The 16,419-nt window shown below is 45.8% G+C and carries 15 protein-coding genes and 1 riboswitch; all 15 genes read right to left on the bottom strand.

Annotated features, from left to right (window positions below):
* Positions 1–14: 14 nt before the first annotated feature.
* Complete coding sequence (locus QWY16_RS07505; RefSeq protein ID WP_300992343.1) at positions 15–158, bottom strand: hypothetical protein; 144 nt, start codon at positions 156–158, stop codon at positions 15–17.
* Between the two features lie 2 nt (positions 159–160).
* Positions 161–931, bottom strand: a complete 771-nt coding sequence (gene sdhB / locus QWY16_RS07500) for a succinate dehydrogenase iron-sulfur subunit (protein WP_300992342.1) — start codon at positions 929–931, stop codon at positions 161–163.
* A gap of 18 nt (positions 932–949) precedes the next feature.
* Positions 950–2,698 (bottom strand): succinate dehydrogenase flavoprotein subunit, encoded by a 1,749-nt coding sequence (gene sdhA, locus QWY16_RS07495; RefSeq protein WP_300992341.1) that lies wholly within the window; start codon positions 2,696–2,698, stop codon positions 950–952.
* 45 nt (positions 2,699–2,743) lie between these two features.
* Positions 2,744–3,358, bottom strand: a complete 615-nt coding sequence (locus QWY16_RS07490) for a succinate dehydrogenase cytochrome b558 subunit (RefSeq protein WP_300993336.1) — start codon at positions 3,356–3,358, stop codon at positions 2,744–2,746.
* A gap of 786 nt (positions 3,359–4,144) precedes the next feature.
* Entirely contained in the window at positions 4,145–5,356 is a 1,212-nt protein-coding gene (locus QWY16_RS07485; RefSeq protein ID WP_300992340.1) for an aspartate kinase, read from the bottom strand.
* Between the two features lie 132 nt (positions 5,357–5,488).
* Positions 5,489–5,664, bottom strand: a riboswitch (Lysine riboswitch).
* A 37-nt stretch (positions 5,665–5,701) separates the two neighbouring features.
* Positions 5,702–7,498 carry an excinuclease ABC subunit UvrC gene (uvrC, locus tag QWY16_RS07480; RefSeq protein WP_300992339.1) on the bottom strand — a complete coding sequence of 599 codons (1,797 nt, stop codon included), beginning with the start codon at positions 7,496–7,498 and terminating at the stop codon, positions 5,702–5,704.
* A 50-nt stretch (positions 7,499–7,548) separates the two neighbouring features.
* Entirely contained in the window at positions 7,549–7,863 is a 315-nt protein-coding gene (gene trxA / locus QWY16_RS07475) for a thioredoxin (RefSeq protein WP_036806063.1), read from the bottom strand.
* 149 nt (positions 7,864–8,012) lie between these two features.
* On the bottom strand, positions 8,013–8,978 hold the full coding sequence (locus QWY16_RS07470; protein WP_300992338.1) for an electron transfer flavoprotein subunit alpha/FixB family protein: 966 nt from the start codon (positions 8,976–8,978) through the stop codon (positions 8,013–8,015).
* A 345-nt stretch (positions 8,979–9,323) separates the two neighbouring features.
* A complete protein-coding gene (locus QWY16_RS07465) occupies positions 9,324–10,097 on the bottom strand; it encodes an electron transfer flavoprotein subunit beta/FixA family protein (protein WP_300992337.1) in 774 nt (257 codons plus the stop codon).
* Between the two features lie 20 nt (positions 10,098–10,117).
* Complete coding sequence (locus QWY16_RS07460; protein ID WP_300992336.1) at positions 10,118–10,891, bottom strand: enoyl-CoA hydratase; 774 nt, start codon at positions 10,889–10,891, stop codon at positions 10,118–10,120.
* Between the two features lie 16 nt (positions 10,892–10,907).
* A complete protein-coding gene (fadR, locus tag QWY16_RS07455; protein ID WP_300992335.1) occupies positions 10,908–11,537 on the bottom strand; it encodes a fatty acid metabolism transcriptional regulator FadR in 630 nt (209 codons plus the stop codon).
* Positions 11,538–11,655: 118 nt separating this feature from the next.
* Positions 11,656–13,347 (bottom strand): AMP-binding protein, encoded by a 1,692-nt coding sequence (locus tag QWY16_RS07450; protein WP_300992334.1) that lies wholly within the window; start codon positions 13,345–13,347, stop codon positions 11,656–11,658.
* Positions 13,340–13,615: a hypothetical protein gene (locus QWY16_RS07445; protein WP_300992333.1), complete on the bottom strand. Its 276-nt coding sequence runs from the start codon at positions 13,613–13,615 to the stop codon at positions 13,340–13,342. Before QWY16_RS07445 ends, QWY16_RS07450 begins: the two co-directional genes overlap by 8 nt.
* An 8-nt stretch (positions 13,616–13,623) precedes the next feature.
* Positions 13,624–14,034 (bottom strand): DUF350 domain-containing protein, encoded by a 411-nt coding sequence (locus tag QWY16_RS07440; protein WP_300992331.1) that lies wholly within the window; start codon positions 14,032–14,034, stop codon positions 13,624–13,626.
* Between the two features lie 22 nt (positions 14,035–14,056).
* On the bottom strand, positions 14,057–16,417 hold the full coding sequence (locus QWY16_RS07435; RefSeq protein ID WP_300992329.1) for an endonuclease MutS2: 2,361 nt from the start codon (positions 16,415–16,417) through the stop codon (positions 14,057–14,059).
* Between the last annotated feature and the right edge of the window lie 2 nt (positions 16,418–16,419).

The raw sequence follows: 16,419 nt of genomic DNA, 5'->3' as shown, positions 1-16,419 counted from the left end.
AAGTTGAAGTGCCTTTAGCGGGCGCTTCCGCTTTTCTTGTCTAGCTGCAGCGCCCAGCCCCTCGAGTCGCTTCGGCCTTGCTGCGAATGGCAAAGGACGCCATTCACTACAAGCCCTTCAGCGCTTGTCGGGGCTTTACGGACGCTTCCGCTTTTCAAGACTAGTCTACCATTCTGTCGCTTCCGAAGAAGTTGCGGAACATTTGGACTGTCGTGTCGCGGTTCAAAGCTGCGATTGATGTTGTCAAAGGAATTCCTTTTGGACAAGATTCTACACAGTTTTGAGAGTTACCGCAGCTCGCCAATCCGCCTTCACCCATAATGGAGTTTAAGCGGACGTCTTTGTTCATGGCGCCTGTTGGGTGCGCATTCATAAGACGTACTTGAGAAAGTGGAGCTGGTCCGATGAAATCGGATTTGTCGTTAACGTTCGGGCATGCTTCTAAGCATACACCGCAAGTCATGCATTTAGACAATTCGTAAGCCCACTGGCGTTTGCGTTCAGGCATACGTGGTCCTTCACCAAGATCGTGGGTTCCGTCAATCGGAATCCACGCTTTGACTTTTTTCAGTGAATCGAACATGCGGCTGCGGTCAACGATCAAGTCGCGGACTACAGGGAATGTTTTCATCGGCTGAAGGCGGATTGGCTGTTCCAGTTGATCAACGAGCGCCGTACAAGACTGGCGCGCTTTGCCGTTGATAACCATTGAACAAGCGCCGCAAACTTCTTCGAGGCAGTTCATGTCCCATGTTACTGGAGAGGTTTTTTTCCCTTCCATGTTCACCGGGTTACGACGGATCTCCATCAATGCCGAAATGACATTCATGTTCATGCGATATGGCAATTCGAACTTTTCCCAATACGACTCTTCGTTCGTAGAGTTTCTGCGTTCGATTTCAAATATAACCGTTTTTGCTGCTTCACCCATGGTAAATTAGCTCCCTTCTTAATGTTTCGCTGAGTAATCGCGTTTACGCGGCACGATCAAGGATGTATCAACCTCTTCATAATGGAAGATCGGCTCATCGTATCCGTTGAATTTCGCCATTGTTGTTTTCAAGAATTCCTCATCGTTGCGCTCTGGGAAATCAGGTTTGTAATGCGCTCCACGGCTTTCGTTGCGAAGCAACGCCCCAATGGTGATTACTCGTGCTAAATGTAGCATATTTTTCAACTGACGTGTGAACATTGCGCCTTGGTTGCTCCAAAGCTGTGTATCCGTAATGTTGATGTGGTTGAAACGTTCAAGCAGCTCCTGGATTTTTTCATCCGTTGCTTTCAATCTATCGTTGTAGCGAACCACTGTTACGTTGTCAGTCATCCATTCGCCAAGCTCTTTGTGTAGAATATAGGCGTTTTCTGTACCATCCAAGGCCAGGATCTCTTCCCATTTGCGCTGCTCTTCAGCAACCGCCCGGTCAAAGATATCTGAAGGAAGGTCTTCTGCAAGAACTTCCAGCCCTTGAATATATTCAATCGCATTTGGACCCGCAACCATACCGCCATAAACGGCAGACAGCAGTGAGTTCGCGCCTAAGCGGTTCGCGCCGTGCTGTGAATAATCACATTCACCGGCAGCAAGCACGCCTGGGATGCTTGTGAATTGATGGTCGTCAACCCATAATCCGCCCATTGAATAGTGGACAGCCGGGAAGATTTTCATCGGTACTTTGCGTGGGTCATCACCTGTGAATTTCTCATAGATCTCAATGATGCCGCCCAATTTTATGTCCAGTTCTTTCGGATCTTTGTGCGAAAGATCCAAATAGACCATGTTTTCGCCGTTGATTCCAAGTTTCTGGTTAACACAGACATCGAAGATTTCGCGAGTCGCGATATCCCGAGGCACCAAGTTACCATATGCCGGGTATTTTTCTTCCAGGAAGTACCAAGGCTTGCCGTCTTTATAAGTCCAGATACGTCCGCCTTCCCCACGTGCAGATTCAGACATTAGACGAAGTTTATCGTCTCCCGGAATCGCTGTCGGGTGGATTTGAATAAATTCGCCGTTCGCATAATATGCACCTTGCTGATAAACGATCGAAGCTGCAGATCCTGTGTTGATAACGGAGTTCGTCGATTTGCCGAAGATGATCCCCGGTCCGCCAGTGGCCATAATAACTGCGTCTGCACGGAACGCTCTGATTTCCATAGTCGTCATGTTCTGGGCAGTGATGCCTCGGCTGACGCCTTGGTCATCCAGAACCAGGCCAAGGAATTCCCAGCCTTCGTACTTCGTTACAAGACCGCTCACTTCGTGGCGTCGAACTTGCTCATCTAGAGAGTAAAGCAATTGCTGGCCAGTTGTGGCACCGGCAAATGCCGTTCTGTGGTGCATAGTTCCGCCAAAGCGACGGAAATCAAGCAATCCTTCCGGAGTCCGGTTAAACATAACACCCATGCGGTCAAATAAGCGGATGATTGCTGGTGCTGCGTCCGCCATTGCTTTGACCGGGCGTTGGTTTGCCAGGAAGTCTCCACCATAAACGGTGTCATCAAAGTGAATATCTGGTGAATCTCCTTCACCTTTTGTATTTACAGCCCCATTTATCCCGCCTTGAGCACAAACCGAGTGGGATCTTTTTACTGGGACGATAGAAAATAAATCAACGGGTGAGCCTGCTTCGGCTGCTTTAACAGCTGCCATCAATCCAGCTAGGCCGCCCCCGACAATAGTAAGTTTGCCTTTCGCCATTTCGGTATTCACTCCTCTTTTAGTTCACCAATAATCCAGACGTTCTTAGACGAACGCTAACAAAGCTCTGATACCAATGATTGAAAGTACAACAAACACGACAAGTGTGAAGTAAGTTGCACCTCTTTGAGCTTTTTCCGATTGAGTAATTCCCCAAGTAACAAGGAAAGACCATAGGCCGTTTGCCAAGTGGAAAGTCGCAGCTAAAACTCCGACAATATAAAACGCTAACATTAATGGGTTGTCCAGGATATTAGCCATCATATTGAAGTCTGCATCTGCTGCATTGCCAATTGCTACTTGGAAACGGGTTTCGAACACATGCCATGCGATGAAAATCACTAGGAAAACCCCAGTATAGCGTTGTGCCGTGAATAATGTGTTGCGCAAATAACTATATTTGCCCACATTATGCTTTGAAGTAAACGCTATGTATAAACCGTAGAATGCATGAAACAGCAACGGTAAATAAATAACGAAAATCTCCAAGAAGATAACGAATGGAAGATTCGCCATGAAGTGAGATGCATTATTAAATGCCGATTCACCCTGTGTTGCAAAATGGTTGACGATTAAGTGCTGCGTCAAGAACAAACCGATCGGAATGATACCGAGCAAGGAATGTAACCTGCGCATTAAAAATTCTCGATTTTCCAAAATTTTACCTCCCTCAAACATTGTTGCGCAGCAAAAAAAAAGACATTCGAACTTTTGCACGAAAGCTTCCATTGACTGCCACTTGCATCATGATACAATAATATGACATATTTATTGTACTCTCCGAAAATGGGAGCGTCAAGGTAACGCGATGCATTTCCGTATGAATTTTAATAGCAATTTATTATATTGAAAGTAGAATTAGGATGACTTTGAACCAACCTGAAATCCCCCGGGACTTTGGCTATGAAATTATTCGAGACCATATATTTCCAGAAACTTTAGGCAAACATGAAGAAGATATTCTTTACTGACCCGGAAAATTTCCGTCCATTCCTTTGAAGAAGCGCAACACTTTTTTCGACAAGCTAATTACGGCTGACTGATGCTCAAAAAAAGCATGGAAATGCTTGATGGTGCACCATTATCTACTTCTGAGTCGAGCAGCGCTGCTTTAAATTAGAAGCTGGATTCCGGGCTCAGCAAAAACAAGCAATCGACGGTTATTTAACCGAAGCCTATGTCGAAACTCAGTATAAAAGAAATCAAGTCCGCATTACCTTAAAAACCGACCTCCATGAAAAAGCATGAATTTTAAAACCCACTCCGCAAAAGCGCAGTGGGTTTTATTGTTCTTATATTTGAATAATAATTTCATTTTACCTTTATAAACATTTGCCGAATTGTCATTTTCCTGACATATCTACTTAAAAGAAAGCAGCTTCCTGTTTATCAGCCTTAAATCTGCATGTTTTTTCCATCGCCTAGTGAAGTGCTCACTTCTTTTTATCAGGATAAACCGAATGCGTCATGCAAAGCGATCGCTGATTTTTTCATATCCACTTCCGGCACTACGACAGAAATTTTAATCTCTGAAGTGCTGACCATCTTCACTGGAATTTCCTGCAAGCGAAGAATATCGAACATTTGTGCAGCTACCCCGGGATTGGAGACCATGCCGGATCCGACAATTGACACTTTCGATAAACCGACTTCAAAATTAGCACTTGAAAATTTAATGTCTGACTGGAATTCATTCAATACCCGCTTTGTTTCTTCCAGGCTGTCTTGTTTAATGGAAAATGAGACAGACGGCGGGAATTCATCCGTGATGCTTTGGACAATGATGTCAACATCGATATGGTTTTCCGCCAGTTTCGTAAATATATTCGCCAATGAACCGTTGAATGGTTTTTCATACGAGACGGTCACCCGGGCAATTCCAGGTTCAAACGCTACGCCTCTGACTATTAAGTTTTTCTCCACAGTGATCACCTCTTGTATGATTGTGCCCGGTTCATCCGAATAACTTGCTCTGACCGACAACGGGACTTTATTGTTTTTCGCAAATTCGACAGCACGAGGATGCAGGACGCCTGCACCGAGATTGGCAAGTTCCAGCATTTCATCATATGAAATCTGCTCGAGTTTGCGGGCTCCTGTGACATGACGCGGATCCGATGTATAAACACCATCGACATCGGTGTAGATCTCACATTTATCGGCCCCTAACGCAGCTGCCAATGCCACTGCAGTCGTATCCGAGCCGCCGCGGCCAAGTGTCGTGATATTGCCAATCTTATCAACGCCCTGGAACCCGGCAACCACGCAGAAATAGCCATTTTCCAGAACCCGTTCCAAACGCTCTGTACGGACGGTTTCGATGCGGGCGTTGCGTGGAACGGATTCCGTTTCAATGCCCGCTTGCCATCCGGTGAACGATAAAGCTTCATGCCCTAATGATTTAAAAGCCATGGCAAGCAGAGAAATTGTTACTTGCTCTCCCGTCGCCAACAGCATATCCATTTCCCGTTTCGGCGGTTCGACAGAAATTTCCCCTGCCAGTTTGAGCAGTGTATCTGTCGTTTTGCCCATCGCCGATACGACGATTACTACACGATAGCCTTTTTCTTTTTCAAGGATTGCCCGCTTGGCCACTTCGATGATTTTTTCGGGTGTTGCAACGGACGTCCCGCCAAACTTCATTACGATCGTCTTCATTTCATCCACTCCCACATTTTAAGATGTGGCTCTCAACATGTCGGGCACTGGGTGCCAGGCAATAAAAAAAGGCAGCTCACCGGTTCTACGGCAAGCTACCTCTTTTATCATGTACGAATACGAAAAACGTCCATGTGAGATAGCCCTCCAGAGATTTACTCTGACAGCCCGGCACTTCTTAAATGCCGGACCAGCATATGGGTTTGCAAAAACCCTCTACACTTCGGCGACCGCCCCTTTCCCCACTCTTCACAGATTCTGCAAATCTCCGAATGGCTACTATTGACGTTCGCGCCTCTATCATCACTTTTCCAAGTGATTCAATTATGTTTTTACGATAGCACGTTATTGCTCACTTGGCAATGCCTGCTGAGCAAAATGCTGCTGAATGGATTTGGCCAGATTCTCGGGCATGCCCGCCTGGCGCAATTCTTCTATCGTCGCTTCTTTTATCTTTTTGACAGAACCGAAATGCTTTAACAATTGCTTCTTGCGTTTTGGCCCTACGCCTTCCAAGTCATCGAGCGCGGACTGGATGGAATTTTTCCCGCGCAGCTGACGATGGAATGTGATGACAAATCGGTGCACTTCATCCTGGATGCGCTGCAGCAGATAAAACGCTTCACTTGTGCGTTTTAACGGCACAACTTCGATTGGATCCCCGTATAGAAGCTGAGAAGTCTGGTGCTTTGCGTCTTTAGCCAGGCCGGCAATCGGAATCGATAAGCCAAGTTCGTCTTCCAAAATCTCGCGCGCCGACTCCATCTGCCCTTTTCCTCCATCAATGACGATCAAGTCCGGGAGTGGAAGCCCATCTTTCAAAACACGTGAATAGCGGCGCCGGATTACTTCCCGCATAGCAGCGTAATCATCCGGTTTCGAGGCATTGCGGGTTTTATACTTGCGATAATCTTTTTTCGACGGTTTGCCGTCGATAAATGTGATCATTGCAGAAACTGCGTCAGCTCCCTGGATATGCGAGTTGTCAAACGCTTCGATGCGGAGCGGCGTTTCAATATTCATCGCTTCTCCCAATTCAATGCAGGCGCCAACCGTCCGTTCTTCCTGGCGCTCAAGCAGCTGAAATTTTTCTTTTATGGCAATCTCCGCATTTTTCTTCGCCAGATCCAGCAAATCCTTTTTCTTGCCGCGCTGAGGCACCAGCACGCGGAGGTCGAGCCATTCCCTGACCAAATCCGCATCTATGCCTTCCGGAACCAGGATTTCGTTTGGCTTCATATGGTGTGACTGCTCGTAAAACTGGCCGAGATACGTCATAAATTCTTCCTGGGGGTCGCGGTATAACGGAAACAGTGAGACATCGCGCTCAATGAGCTTGCCTTGGCGCACGAAAAACACCTGCACGCACATCCAGCCCTTGTCGATGGCATAGGCAAAAATGTCGCGGTTGGTAAAATCGTTCATGGCCATTTTCTGCTTTTCCATGACCGTTTCAATATGGATAATCTGATCCCGGTATTCCTTGGCCCGCTCAAATTCCAAATTCTCAGCGGCTTCCGACATCTTTTCAACCAGCTGCTCTTTCACTTCACGGAAACCGCCGTTCAGGAATTTCGTGATGCCTTCGATCATATTTTGATACGTTTCCTGTTCGACCGGTTTGATGCACGGTGCCAAACACTGCCCCATATGGTAATACAGGCAGGCACGGTCAGGCATGGTATGGCATTTCCGGAGCGGATACAGACGATCGAGCAATTTCTTCGTTTCACTTGCCGCGTAAGCATTGGGATAAGGACCGAAATACTTGCCTTTATCCCGCTTCACTTGCCGTGTGATGATAAGCTTTGGATGGCGCTCGCCTGTAATTTTCAAATATGGATAGGTCTTATCATCTTTCAGCATGATATTGTATTTTGGATCATGCTTTTTGATCAAGTTCAGCTCCAGAATCAGCGCTTCTTTTTCCGAACTTGTTACGATATATTCAAAATCCTCTATTTCACCTACCAGCCGCTGTGTTTTGGCGTCATGGCTTCCCGTAAAATATGATCGCACGCGGTTTTTCAGCACTTTCGCTTTGCCGACATAGATGATCGTGTTTTGACGGTCTTTCATCAAATAACAGCCAGGCTGGTCTGGAAGTATCGCTAATTTATGTTGAATTAATTCATTTGCCATAATCTCACCCTATTAAAAAACCGGGCACCATTACTGGACCCGGTTTAGAATTATGCGTGTTGGTTAACCAATTCTGCTAAAGCTTCTTTTGGTCTGAAACCAACCACTTTGTCAACTGTTTCTCCATCTTTCATCAACAATAGAGTCGGAATTGACATAATGCCGTATTTGCCGGCTGTTTCTTGGTTTTCGTCAACATCTACTTTTACGATTTTTACTTTATCGCTCATTTCAGCGTCTAACTCTTCTAGAACTGGAGCGATCATTTTACAAGGTCCGCACCAAGTAGCCCAAAAATCTACTAATACTAAACCTTCTGAGATTTCTTGTGAAAAGTTCTGATCTGTACCGTGTACTATTGCCATGAATAATTCCTCCTTAGTAGTATAACCAAACTCTGAATTGATTATAGCATGCACTATTTTCACTAGCTATTTATTTGCCTAACTTTACTTTACCCTAAATATAGGAAATCAAACGAAAAGCGGCCCGAGTGTTTAGGGCCGCTTTTTGATTACATTACTTTTTTAAATTCTTCTGTCAGCATTGGGATAACTTCGAATAAGTCGCCCACGATGCCGTAGTCTGCCACTTTGAAAATATTCGCTTCAGGATCTTTGTTGATCGCAACAATTACTTTCGAGTTGGACATTCCTGCTAAATGCTGGATCGCACCAGAAATACCGGCAGCGATATAAAGATCCGGTGTGACCACTTTCCCGGTTTGGCCGATTTGAAGCGAGTAATCGCAATAATCAGCGTCACACGCTCCGCGGGAAGCGCCGACTGCGCCGCCTAAAAGATTCGCTAATTCCTGCAATGGCGCAAAGCCATCCGCACTCTTTACTCCACGTCCCCCTGCAACGATCACTTTCGCTTCTGAAAGGTCGACGCCTTCAGCAGATTTGCGGACTACATTTTTAATGATGGTGCGCAAGTTTGTAATGTCTACTGAAAGGGCGCTTACTTCTCCAGAACGTTCTTCCCGTGGAAGAGGTGCAATATTGTTCGGGCGAACAGTGAAGAATAGAATTCCTTCTTTGTTTTTCACTTTTTCAAATGCCTTACCTGAGAAGATCGGGCGGACAAATACAGCGTCATCGCCTTCCCCTTCGATATCCGTAACATCTGAAATCAAACCGGCTTGCAGTTTAGAAGCGATTTTCGGAGAAAGATCTTTTCCGACTGCTGTGTGGCCGAATATTAAAGCTTCCGGGCTTTCCTGTTCGATGACTGCCATGAACGCCTGGCCGTATCCATCAGATGTATAATGCTTCAAATGCGGATGCTCCACCGTAATGACACGGTCAGCTCCATAATTGATCAATTCCTGTCCGAAATCGCTGACAGCATCGCCAAGCAATACTGCCACCACTTCTCCTCCGCCCGAAACTTTTTTCGCAGCGGCAATTGCTTCAAATGAAACATTTCGCAAAGCGCCTTCACGCGTCTCTGCCAATACTAATACTTTTTTCGCCATAATCCGTTTACCCCCTAAGTAGATGTGAAAAATCATTGGAACGAATGTATATAGGTTAAATTTCAGCGGCCTTCTGAACCAGGCGCTTTCGCTTTTCTTGTCTAGCTGCAATGGCCAGGTCCTCGGGTCATAAGCCGTTCCGGCTGTGTGGCACAGATCGCCACTTCGCCGATCCGTCTTATGCCCGTCGGACCTTGACGGCCATTTCCGCTTTTCTCGTTGTCTAGCTGCTGCGTCTAGCTCTTCGGGTCATAAGCCACTTTGGCTGTGCGGCTGAAAACATGCCGCTTCGCCAAATCGTCTTACGCCTTTCAGAGCTGGACAGGCGCTTCCGCTTTTCTTCGTTTAAATAACTTTCGCTTCGTTGCGCAGCAGGCCGACCAATTCAGATACTTGCGTAGAAAGGTCGCCTTCCAGGACGCGTCCTGCAGCTTTTTTCGGCGGCAAGTATACTTCAATTGTTTCTGTCTTCGCTTCTACGTCATCTTCTTCGATATCCAAGTCATCCAGTTCAACTTCTTCAAGCGGCTTTTTCTTCGCTTTCATGATGCCTGGAAGTGATGGATAACGAGGCTCGTTCAAGCCTTGCTGTGCTGTTACAAGCAATGGCAATGAAGTTTCAAGTTCTTCCGCATCCCCTTCGATGTCACGGACAATCGTTACTGTAGAACCATCAATTTTCAGATCTGTGATGGTCGTCACGTAGTTGATGCCTAAAAGATCAGCAACACGAGGGCCGACTTGTCCAGATCCGCCGTCGATTGCAACGTTTCCTGCTAAAATTAAATCCGGGTTTTTGTCTTTTAAATATTCAGCCAGTATGTACGCAGATGTAAACTGGTCCAATTCTTCAACATCATCTTCGGTATTGATCAAAACCGCTTTATCAGCGCCCATAGCCAAAGCTGTGCGCAGCTGCTTTTCAGCTTCTTCTCCGCCCATCGTGATTACGGTTACTTCTCCACCGTGTTCATCACGGACAGTAATTGCTTCTTCAATTGCATACTCATCGTATGGATTGATGATGAATTCCGCACCGTCTTCCTGGATTTTCCCACCTGAAACGACGATTTTTTCTTCTGTGTCAAACGTGCGTTTTACCAATACATAAATGTTCATGAACGTAAACCTCCCAAGTATTATTTCCCTTTAAATTGTGCTTCTCGTTTTTCCAGGAATGCCTGGATGCCTTCTTTTGCGTCTTCAGAAACGAAAACTGTGCCAAATGATTCGGCTTCTGCGTTAACTCCTTCATAGAATGAAGCATGTTTCGCATATTGCAGCATCTGGATCGCCGCTTTCACCGACACCGGGCTCTTTTTCGCAATCTTCTTCGCAATTGAAAGCGTTTCCGAAAATAAGTCTTCTTCTGGATACGCCCGGTTAGCTAGCCCCAGCTGTGCAGCTTCTTTGCCTGAAATCGGTTCACTTGTCAACAGCATTTCAGCCGCTTTTGCCACCCCAACGAATCTTGGCAAACGCTGTGTGCCTGCAAACCCGGGAATTAGTCCCAGTTGAAGTTCCGGCAATCCCAGTTTAGCATTTTCAGAGACAAATCGCATATGGCAACCCATCGCCAGTTCCAGCCCTCCACCGAGCGCCGCTCCGTGAATCGCTGCAATGACTGGCTTGTGGAATGTTTCTACGCGTTCAAAAACTTTTTGCCCGCTCGCTGATAATTGCGAAAATTCTTGACCTGAAGAAACTTCAGTAAATTCCTTGATGTCTGCTCCAGCGGAAAAGAACCGGCCTTCTCCGTGCAGTAAGACAACCCGGACTTCGTCGTCATTTTCCACTTCATCAAGGAGCTGGTCCACTTCGAGAATAAGTGAACGCGATAAAGCGTTTGCCGGTGGACGATTAATAGTAGCAACCGCCACACCGTCTTCGTTTTTCCAACTGATAAATTCCATTCGATGAGCCCCTTTCTTATGCGCGCATCCCTTTCATCAGCAATCGATGAACTTTCGGCGCCAAGTCGACTAAATCATATTTATGATCGTTCATTACCCAAGTGGTAATCGTCTCATCCATTGTACCAAAAACCATTTGTCTGGCTAGTCTGATATCCATCTCTTTATCAAATTCTCCATCTTCCATGCCTTTGACCAAAATTTTATCCAGCAGCAATAGATACTCTCTCAACACGCCATTTATTTTCAATCGGATGTCATGATTCGACTGCCTAAGTTCCAGCTGCGTCACGATGGCAAGATGCAAATCGCTTGCTAACAGGCCAAAATGGCTTTCAATCATCAATCGCAGTTTTTCTGACGCCGAAATTTCCCTGATCAGGATCTGTTCCAGCTTTTCAACGAATACACCCATTTTTTCCTGAAAAACTGAAATCAGAATATCCTCTTTGTTTTTGAAGTATAAATAAATCGTACCGTCCGCAACGCCGGCTTGCTTGGCGATTTTTGAAACTTGCGCTTGATGGTAGCCGTTTTCCGCTATTACGATTACTGCTGCATCAACGATTTGCTTATATTTCGGTTTGTCCTTCTTAACCAACTCATCACCACCCAAAAAAATATGAAAATATGAATGGCTGTTCATTCATATTTTCATATTATAGTTAATCCATTATTGTGTCAAGCTTTTACGGGTAGCATCGGGATCTGCTGGCCCTTCTTTATTCTTTATATAGAAAGAGTTTGAAAAGGATGCTCTTTTCTTAAGAAGGCACCGCTTCGTTTTGTTTGGCAATTTCTTCATTAACCAATGAACGGCGCAAAATTTTTCCAACCGCAGTCTTCGGAAGCTCTTTGCGGAATTCATATACACGCGGTACTTTGAACGACGCCAAATGCTTGCGGCAATATGCATCAAATTGTTCTTCTGAAATATTATAGCCGTCTTTTTGGACAATATAAGCTTTGACCGTTTCGCCGCGGTACGGATCCGGCACACCCGCTACGACACATTCTTGGACAGCTTCATGCTCATACAGAATTTCTTCGATTTCACGCGGGTATATGTTAAAGCCACCGGCAATGATCATGTCTTTCTTCCGGTCAACGACGAAGAAATACCCTTCATCATCCATATAGCCCAAGTCTCCTGTCAACAGCCAGCCGTCTACAATCGTAGCAGCGGTATCGTCCGGGCGGTTCCAATAACCTTTCATCACTTGTGGACCTTTGATGGCAATTTCGCCGATTTGGCCGTTAGGAACAGGTTCTATTGTGCCTGGAAGGAAAATCTTGCAGTCGGTATCGGGATACGGCAAACCGATTGAGCCTTTTTTGCGTTCACCCCATAGCAAGTTAGAGTGCGTAACTGGAGAAGTTTCAGTCAATCCATAGCCTTCCACCAATTTTCCGCCGGTGATTTTCTCGAATTTTTCCTGAACATCCGCCGGCAGCGGCGCAGAGCCGCTCAAGCAAGCTTCAATCGATGACAAATCGTATTTCGCGATGTCCGGATGATTCATCAAGCCGATATAAAGTGTCGGAGCTCCAGGGAATAAAGTCGGTTTTTGCTTACTGATGGTTTTCAGCGCAGTTTCTGGATCAAATTTAGGCAGCAGCACCATGCGGTTGCCTTGCATGACCGAAAGAATCAGCACGGTGGTCAAACCGTAAACATGGAATAAGGGAATGATTCCCATCATCGTTTCTTCACCTTTTTTGCTCTTGTACAACCAGTTGTCGCACATGGTCGCATTGGAAATGATGTTTTTATGCGTCAGCATAACGCCTTTAGGGGAACCGGTGGTACCGCCGGTATACTGCAGCAGCGCCAGATCTTCATCAAAATCAAATGGGGTTCTGGCCACTTCGGTCGAAGCAATTTTCATCACTTCTGAAAATAGATGGTTGATGCCGCGGTGTTCAACTTTTACCGACATGCCTGTCTGCTTTTTTTGCACCAGCGGATAAACGATATTTTTTGGGAACGGCAAATAATCTTTGATTCCGGTGATGATGACGTTTTCCAGTTTTGTGTCTTTGATCGTTTTGGAAATCCGTGGGAATAAAATATCCAGCGACACTATTACACGGGCGCCCGAATCATTCATTTGATAAGCAATTTCTCTTTCTGTATACAAAGGGTTGGTCATGACGACTACGCCGCCGGCATACAGGACGCCATAAAAGCTGATAACCGCTTGCGGGCAGTTCGGCAGCATAATGGCTACGCGGTCGCCTTTTCGTATGCCGAGCGTCTGCAAATAATTTGCAAACCGTTTTGATAAATCGTAAAGTTCCCGGTAGGAAACGTCTTTCCCAAGAAAATGGATGGCCACTTTGTCAGGGAATTTTTCGTATGCCTGGGTTAAATACTCTTGCACCGGCATATTTGGATAAGTTAAGGTATGAGGAATTTCGGGCGGATAATGAGCGAGCCACGGCTTTTCAGTCATTCTTTTTTCCTCCTTTAGGGCTATAGAATAGTGCGAATATTCCTATTTTTATTATAACTGTAATTGAGAACGCTTTCAATAGCGAATCAGCCTGCTGCATTGGATATCCCGCCTGCAGCAATTTCTTTCGATTTTCTGTAACAAAAAAGAACGGCACAGTCATATACTGGCCGTTCTCTTCTAAATCATGAACAGAAAAACAATCCCTACAATGATGAATAATACGCAAAAAACAAACAGAATTTTTATCAGGTTTTCCATTGTTCACAACTCCTATTAAATACTCGCGCCAATGACGTAAGACAGGCCGACTGAAATGGTCAATGAAATAAAGCCGACAGAACGGTTGTCTTTTTCAATTTCTTCGTCCACATTAAATTTCGGTGTCAGAAATTCAAACAGAATATAGGCAAAGATCAGCAGCGTAAACCCGTATAAGCCCCAGCCAATCATTTGAGGCAATGAATTGTGCTCTTCAATCGAAAAACGGAAAATATTTGTAATCCCAAAAATCTTACCGCCTGTTGCCATCGCTACCGCCAAATTCCCTTTCTTGATTTCTTCCCAATTTTTATACTTGGTGACAATTTCAAAAATCACCATGGAAACAATCAAACATAAAACGACAACGCTGAAGTATCCAGCTGTTTCTACCAGCGGATGAGTCCAAAATCCAGTCTCTGACATGCTTCAATCTCCCTTTGCAAAATCACTTTAGTTCAGCTACTGTAACTCCGGAGCCGCCTTCTCCCGCTTCGCCGAAACGGTAGCTTTTTACCCTTGGATGCTTTTTTAAGTATTGCTGGACGCCTTGGCGCAGCGCACCTGTGCCTTTCCCATGAATGATCGATACTTGATGATAATTTGATAGTAACGCATCATCAATGTATTTTTCAACACGGACAATCGCATCTTCATAGCGTTCCCCGCGGAGATCAAGTTCCAGTTTAACATGGCTGTCACGGTTTTTCAGCGTCGCCATGGTTCTTGTTTCTTTTTGTTTTTCGGGTTTTGTATATTGCAGATCCGACTCAGGCAGCTTCATTTTCAAAATACCGATTTGCACAGTCCACTCTTTATCGGATACTTTTTCAACAAGCGTCCCTTTTTGACCGAATGAAATGACTTTTACTTCGTCGTTCACTTTCAGTTCTCTTGTCTGATTTGCTTTTGCAGCTTTCTTTAACACACGGTTTTCCGGCATGGCAGCTTCCAAACGCTTTTTGGCATCAATCAATTGATGTTCTTTGATGCTCGACGCTTGGTTCATCTGCATTTTACGCAGCTCCGACATAACGCCTTCTGCTTCTCTTGTTGCTTGTTCTACTATTCTGCGTGCTTTTTCTTTGGCCTTTTCTTCTAATTTTTCTTTTTGATTTTCGTATTGCTTTAATTGATCTGCCAAATCTTTTTTCAAGCGGTCCGCTTCTTCCAAAAATTCTTTTGACAGTTCCGCATCACGTTCAGATTCTCTGCGGCTCTTCTCGAGAGACTCGATCATCGAATCGACTTCACGTCGGTCCGTACCGGTAAAGCTCTGCGCGTGCTTGATAATGTGATCCGGCAAACCAAGGCGTTTGGAAATTTCAAAAGCATTGCTTCGTCCCGGAACGCCGATCAATAAGCGATACGTCGGACTGAGCGTTTCCACGTCAAACTCAACGCTTGCGTTTGCAACGCCCGGCCGGTTATAGCCATAGGCTTTCAGTTCCGGGTAATGGGTGGTCGCCATGACCCTTGCGCCGCGTCCATGGACTTCATCTAGCAGCGAAATGGCAAGCGCCGCTCCTTCTTGCGGATCTGTCCCGGCACCCAGTTCGTCAAAAATGACCAAAGAATTTTCATCAAATTTCGTTAAGATATCGACGATGTTGACCATATGCGAAGAAAATGTACTCAAGCTTTGCTCGATTGACTGCTCGTCTCCGATATCGGCGAATATTTGGTCAAAAACCGCCAGTTCCGAGCCGTCAAGCGCCGGAATCGGCAAACCTGCCTGCGCCATCAACGTAAACAAGCCGACCGTTTTCAAGGTCACCGTTTTCCCGCCCGTATTCGGTCCAGTGATGACAATCGCTGTTATGTCACGGCCGAATTCAATATCGTTCGCCACCACTTCATCAACAGGAATTAAGGGATGGCGGGCTTTCCGTAAATTGATATAGCCTTCGGTATTCATTTCCGGTTTGGAGCATTTATTGGCTGTTCCGTATTTCGCTTTCGCGAAAATCAAGTCGATTTCTCCAAGCACTTCAACCAACTCAAAAAGTTCGTGCGCCACTTCCTGCACTTGTGCGGAAAGCATTTGCAGAATGCGGTCAATCTCTTCTTTTTCTTTCATTTTCAACCGGCGCACTTCATTATTGGCTTGGACTACTGCATCCGGTTCAATAAATAAAGTCTGCCCGGATGATGACTGGTCATGCACAATGCCGCCGTAATGGCTGCGGTATTCCTGCTTGACCGGTATAACAAACCGGTCATTCCGAATCGTGACGATGGAATCCGACAGCATTTTCGAAGCATTCTTGCCGCGCACCAGGCTCTCTAAGCGTTCACGCACCCGGCTTTCCTGGGAGCGCAATTGCTGGCGAATGGACCGCAGAGTTGAACTTGCACTATCCAGTACGCCGCCATTGGCGTCGATGCACATATTGATATCATGCTCGAGCGACGTCAAGATCGGCATTGATTCTTTTTTCTCCAGGAAATGAGGGATTTGGATAGCCCCTTCTTCCCGGATGCTCTCGAAAAATTGGCGAAGGATGCGGCTCGCGCGGATGGTCGACGAAACTTCCATCAATTCCATCGGGCTTAAACTGCCGCCAATCTGCGCACGTTTGGCATGCATGCGGATATCAAAAATGCCGCCCATCGGCACATTCCCTTTGACCCGCAGCACCCCAGCACCTTCGTCCATTTCTTCGAGCAGACGGTTCACTTCATTTATATCAGTCGATGGCAATAATCCATCGATTTTGGATTTCCCCAGAGATGATGTGCAATATCGTGCCACTTCATCGCGGATTTTATAAAATTCGAGTGTTCTCATTGCGCGTTCAGCGATCAAGC

This window comes from Planococcus shenhongbingii, from assembly GCF_030413635.1.
GTDB lineage: Bacteria > Bacillota > Bacilli > Bacillales_A > Planococcaceae > Planococcus > Planococcus shenhongbingii.
This window is presented reverse-complemented; position numbering and strand designations above follow the sequence as displayed.

Excerpts from the sequence above, each read along its gene's own strand:
- sdhB (WP_300992342.1), bottom strand. The coding sequence starts at position 931 with ATGGGTGAAGCAGCAAAAACGGTTATATTTGAAATCGAACGCAGAAAC.
- sdhA (WP_300992341.1), bottom strand. The coding sequence starts at position 2,698 with ATGGCGAAAGGCAAACTTACTATTGTCGGGGGCGGCCTAGCTGGATTG.
- QWY16_RS07485 (WP_300992340.1), bottom strand. The coding sequence starts at position 5,356 with ATGAAGACGATCGTAATGAAGTTTGGCGGGACGTCCGTTGCAACACCC.
- uvrC (WP_300992339.1), bottom strand. The coding sequence starts at position 7,498 with ATGGCAAATGAATTAATTCAACATAAATTAGCGATACTTCCAGACCAG.
- trxA (WP_036806063.1), bottom strand. The coding sequence starts at position 7,863 with ATGGCAATAGTACACGGTACAGATCAGAACTTTTCACAAGAAATCTCA.
- QWY16_RS07470 (WP_300992338.1), bottom strand. The coding sequence starts at position 8,978 with ATGGCGAAAAAAGTATTAGTATTGGCAGAGACGCGTGAAGGCGCTTTG.
- QWY16_RS07465 (WP_300992337.1), bottom strand. The coding sequence starts at position 10,097 with ATGAACATTTATGTATTGGTAAAACGCACGTTTGACACAGAAGAAAAA.
- QWY16_RS07460 (WP_300992336.1), bottom strand. The coding sequence starts at position 10,891 with ATGGAATTTATCAGTTGGAAAAACGAAGACGGTGTGGCGGTTGCTACT.
- fadR (WP_300992335.1), bottom strand. The coding sequence starts at position 11,537 with ATGAACAGCCATTCATATTTTCATATTTTTTTGGGTGGTGATGAGTTG.
- QWY16_RS07450 (WP_300992334.1), bottom strand. The coding sequence starts at position 13,347 with ATGACTGAAAAGCCGTGGCTCGCTCATTATCCGCCCGAAATTCCTCAT.
- QWY16_RS07440 (WP_300992331.1), bottom strand. The coding sequence starts at position 14,034 with ATGTCAGAGACTGGATTTTGGACTCATCCGCTGGTAGAAACAGCTGGA.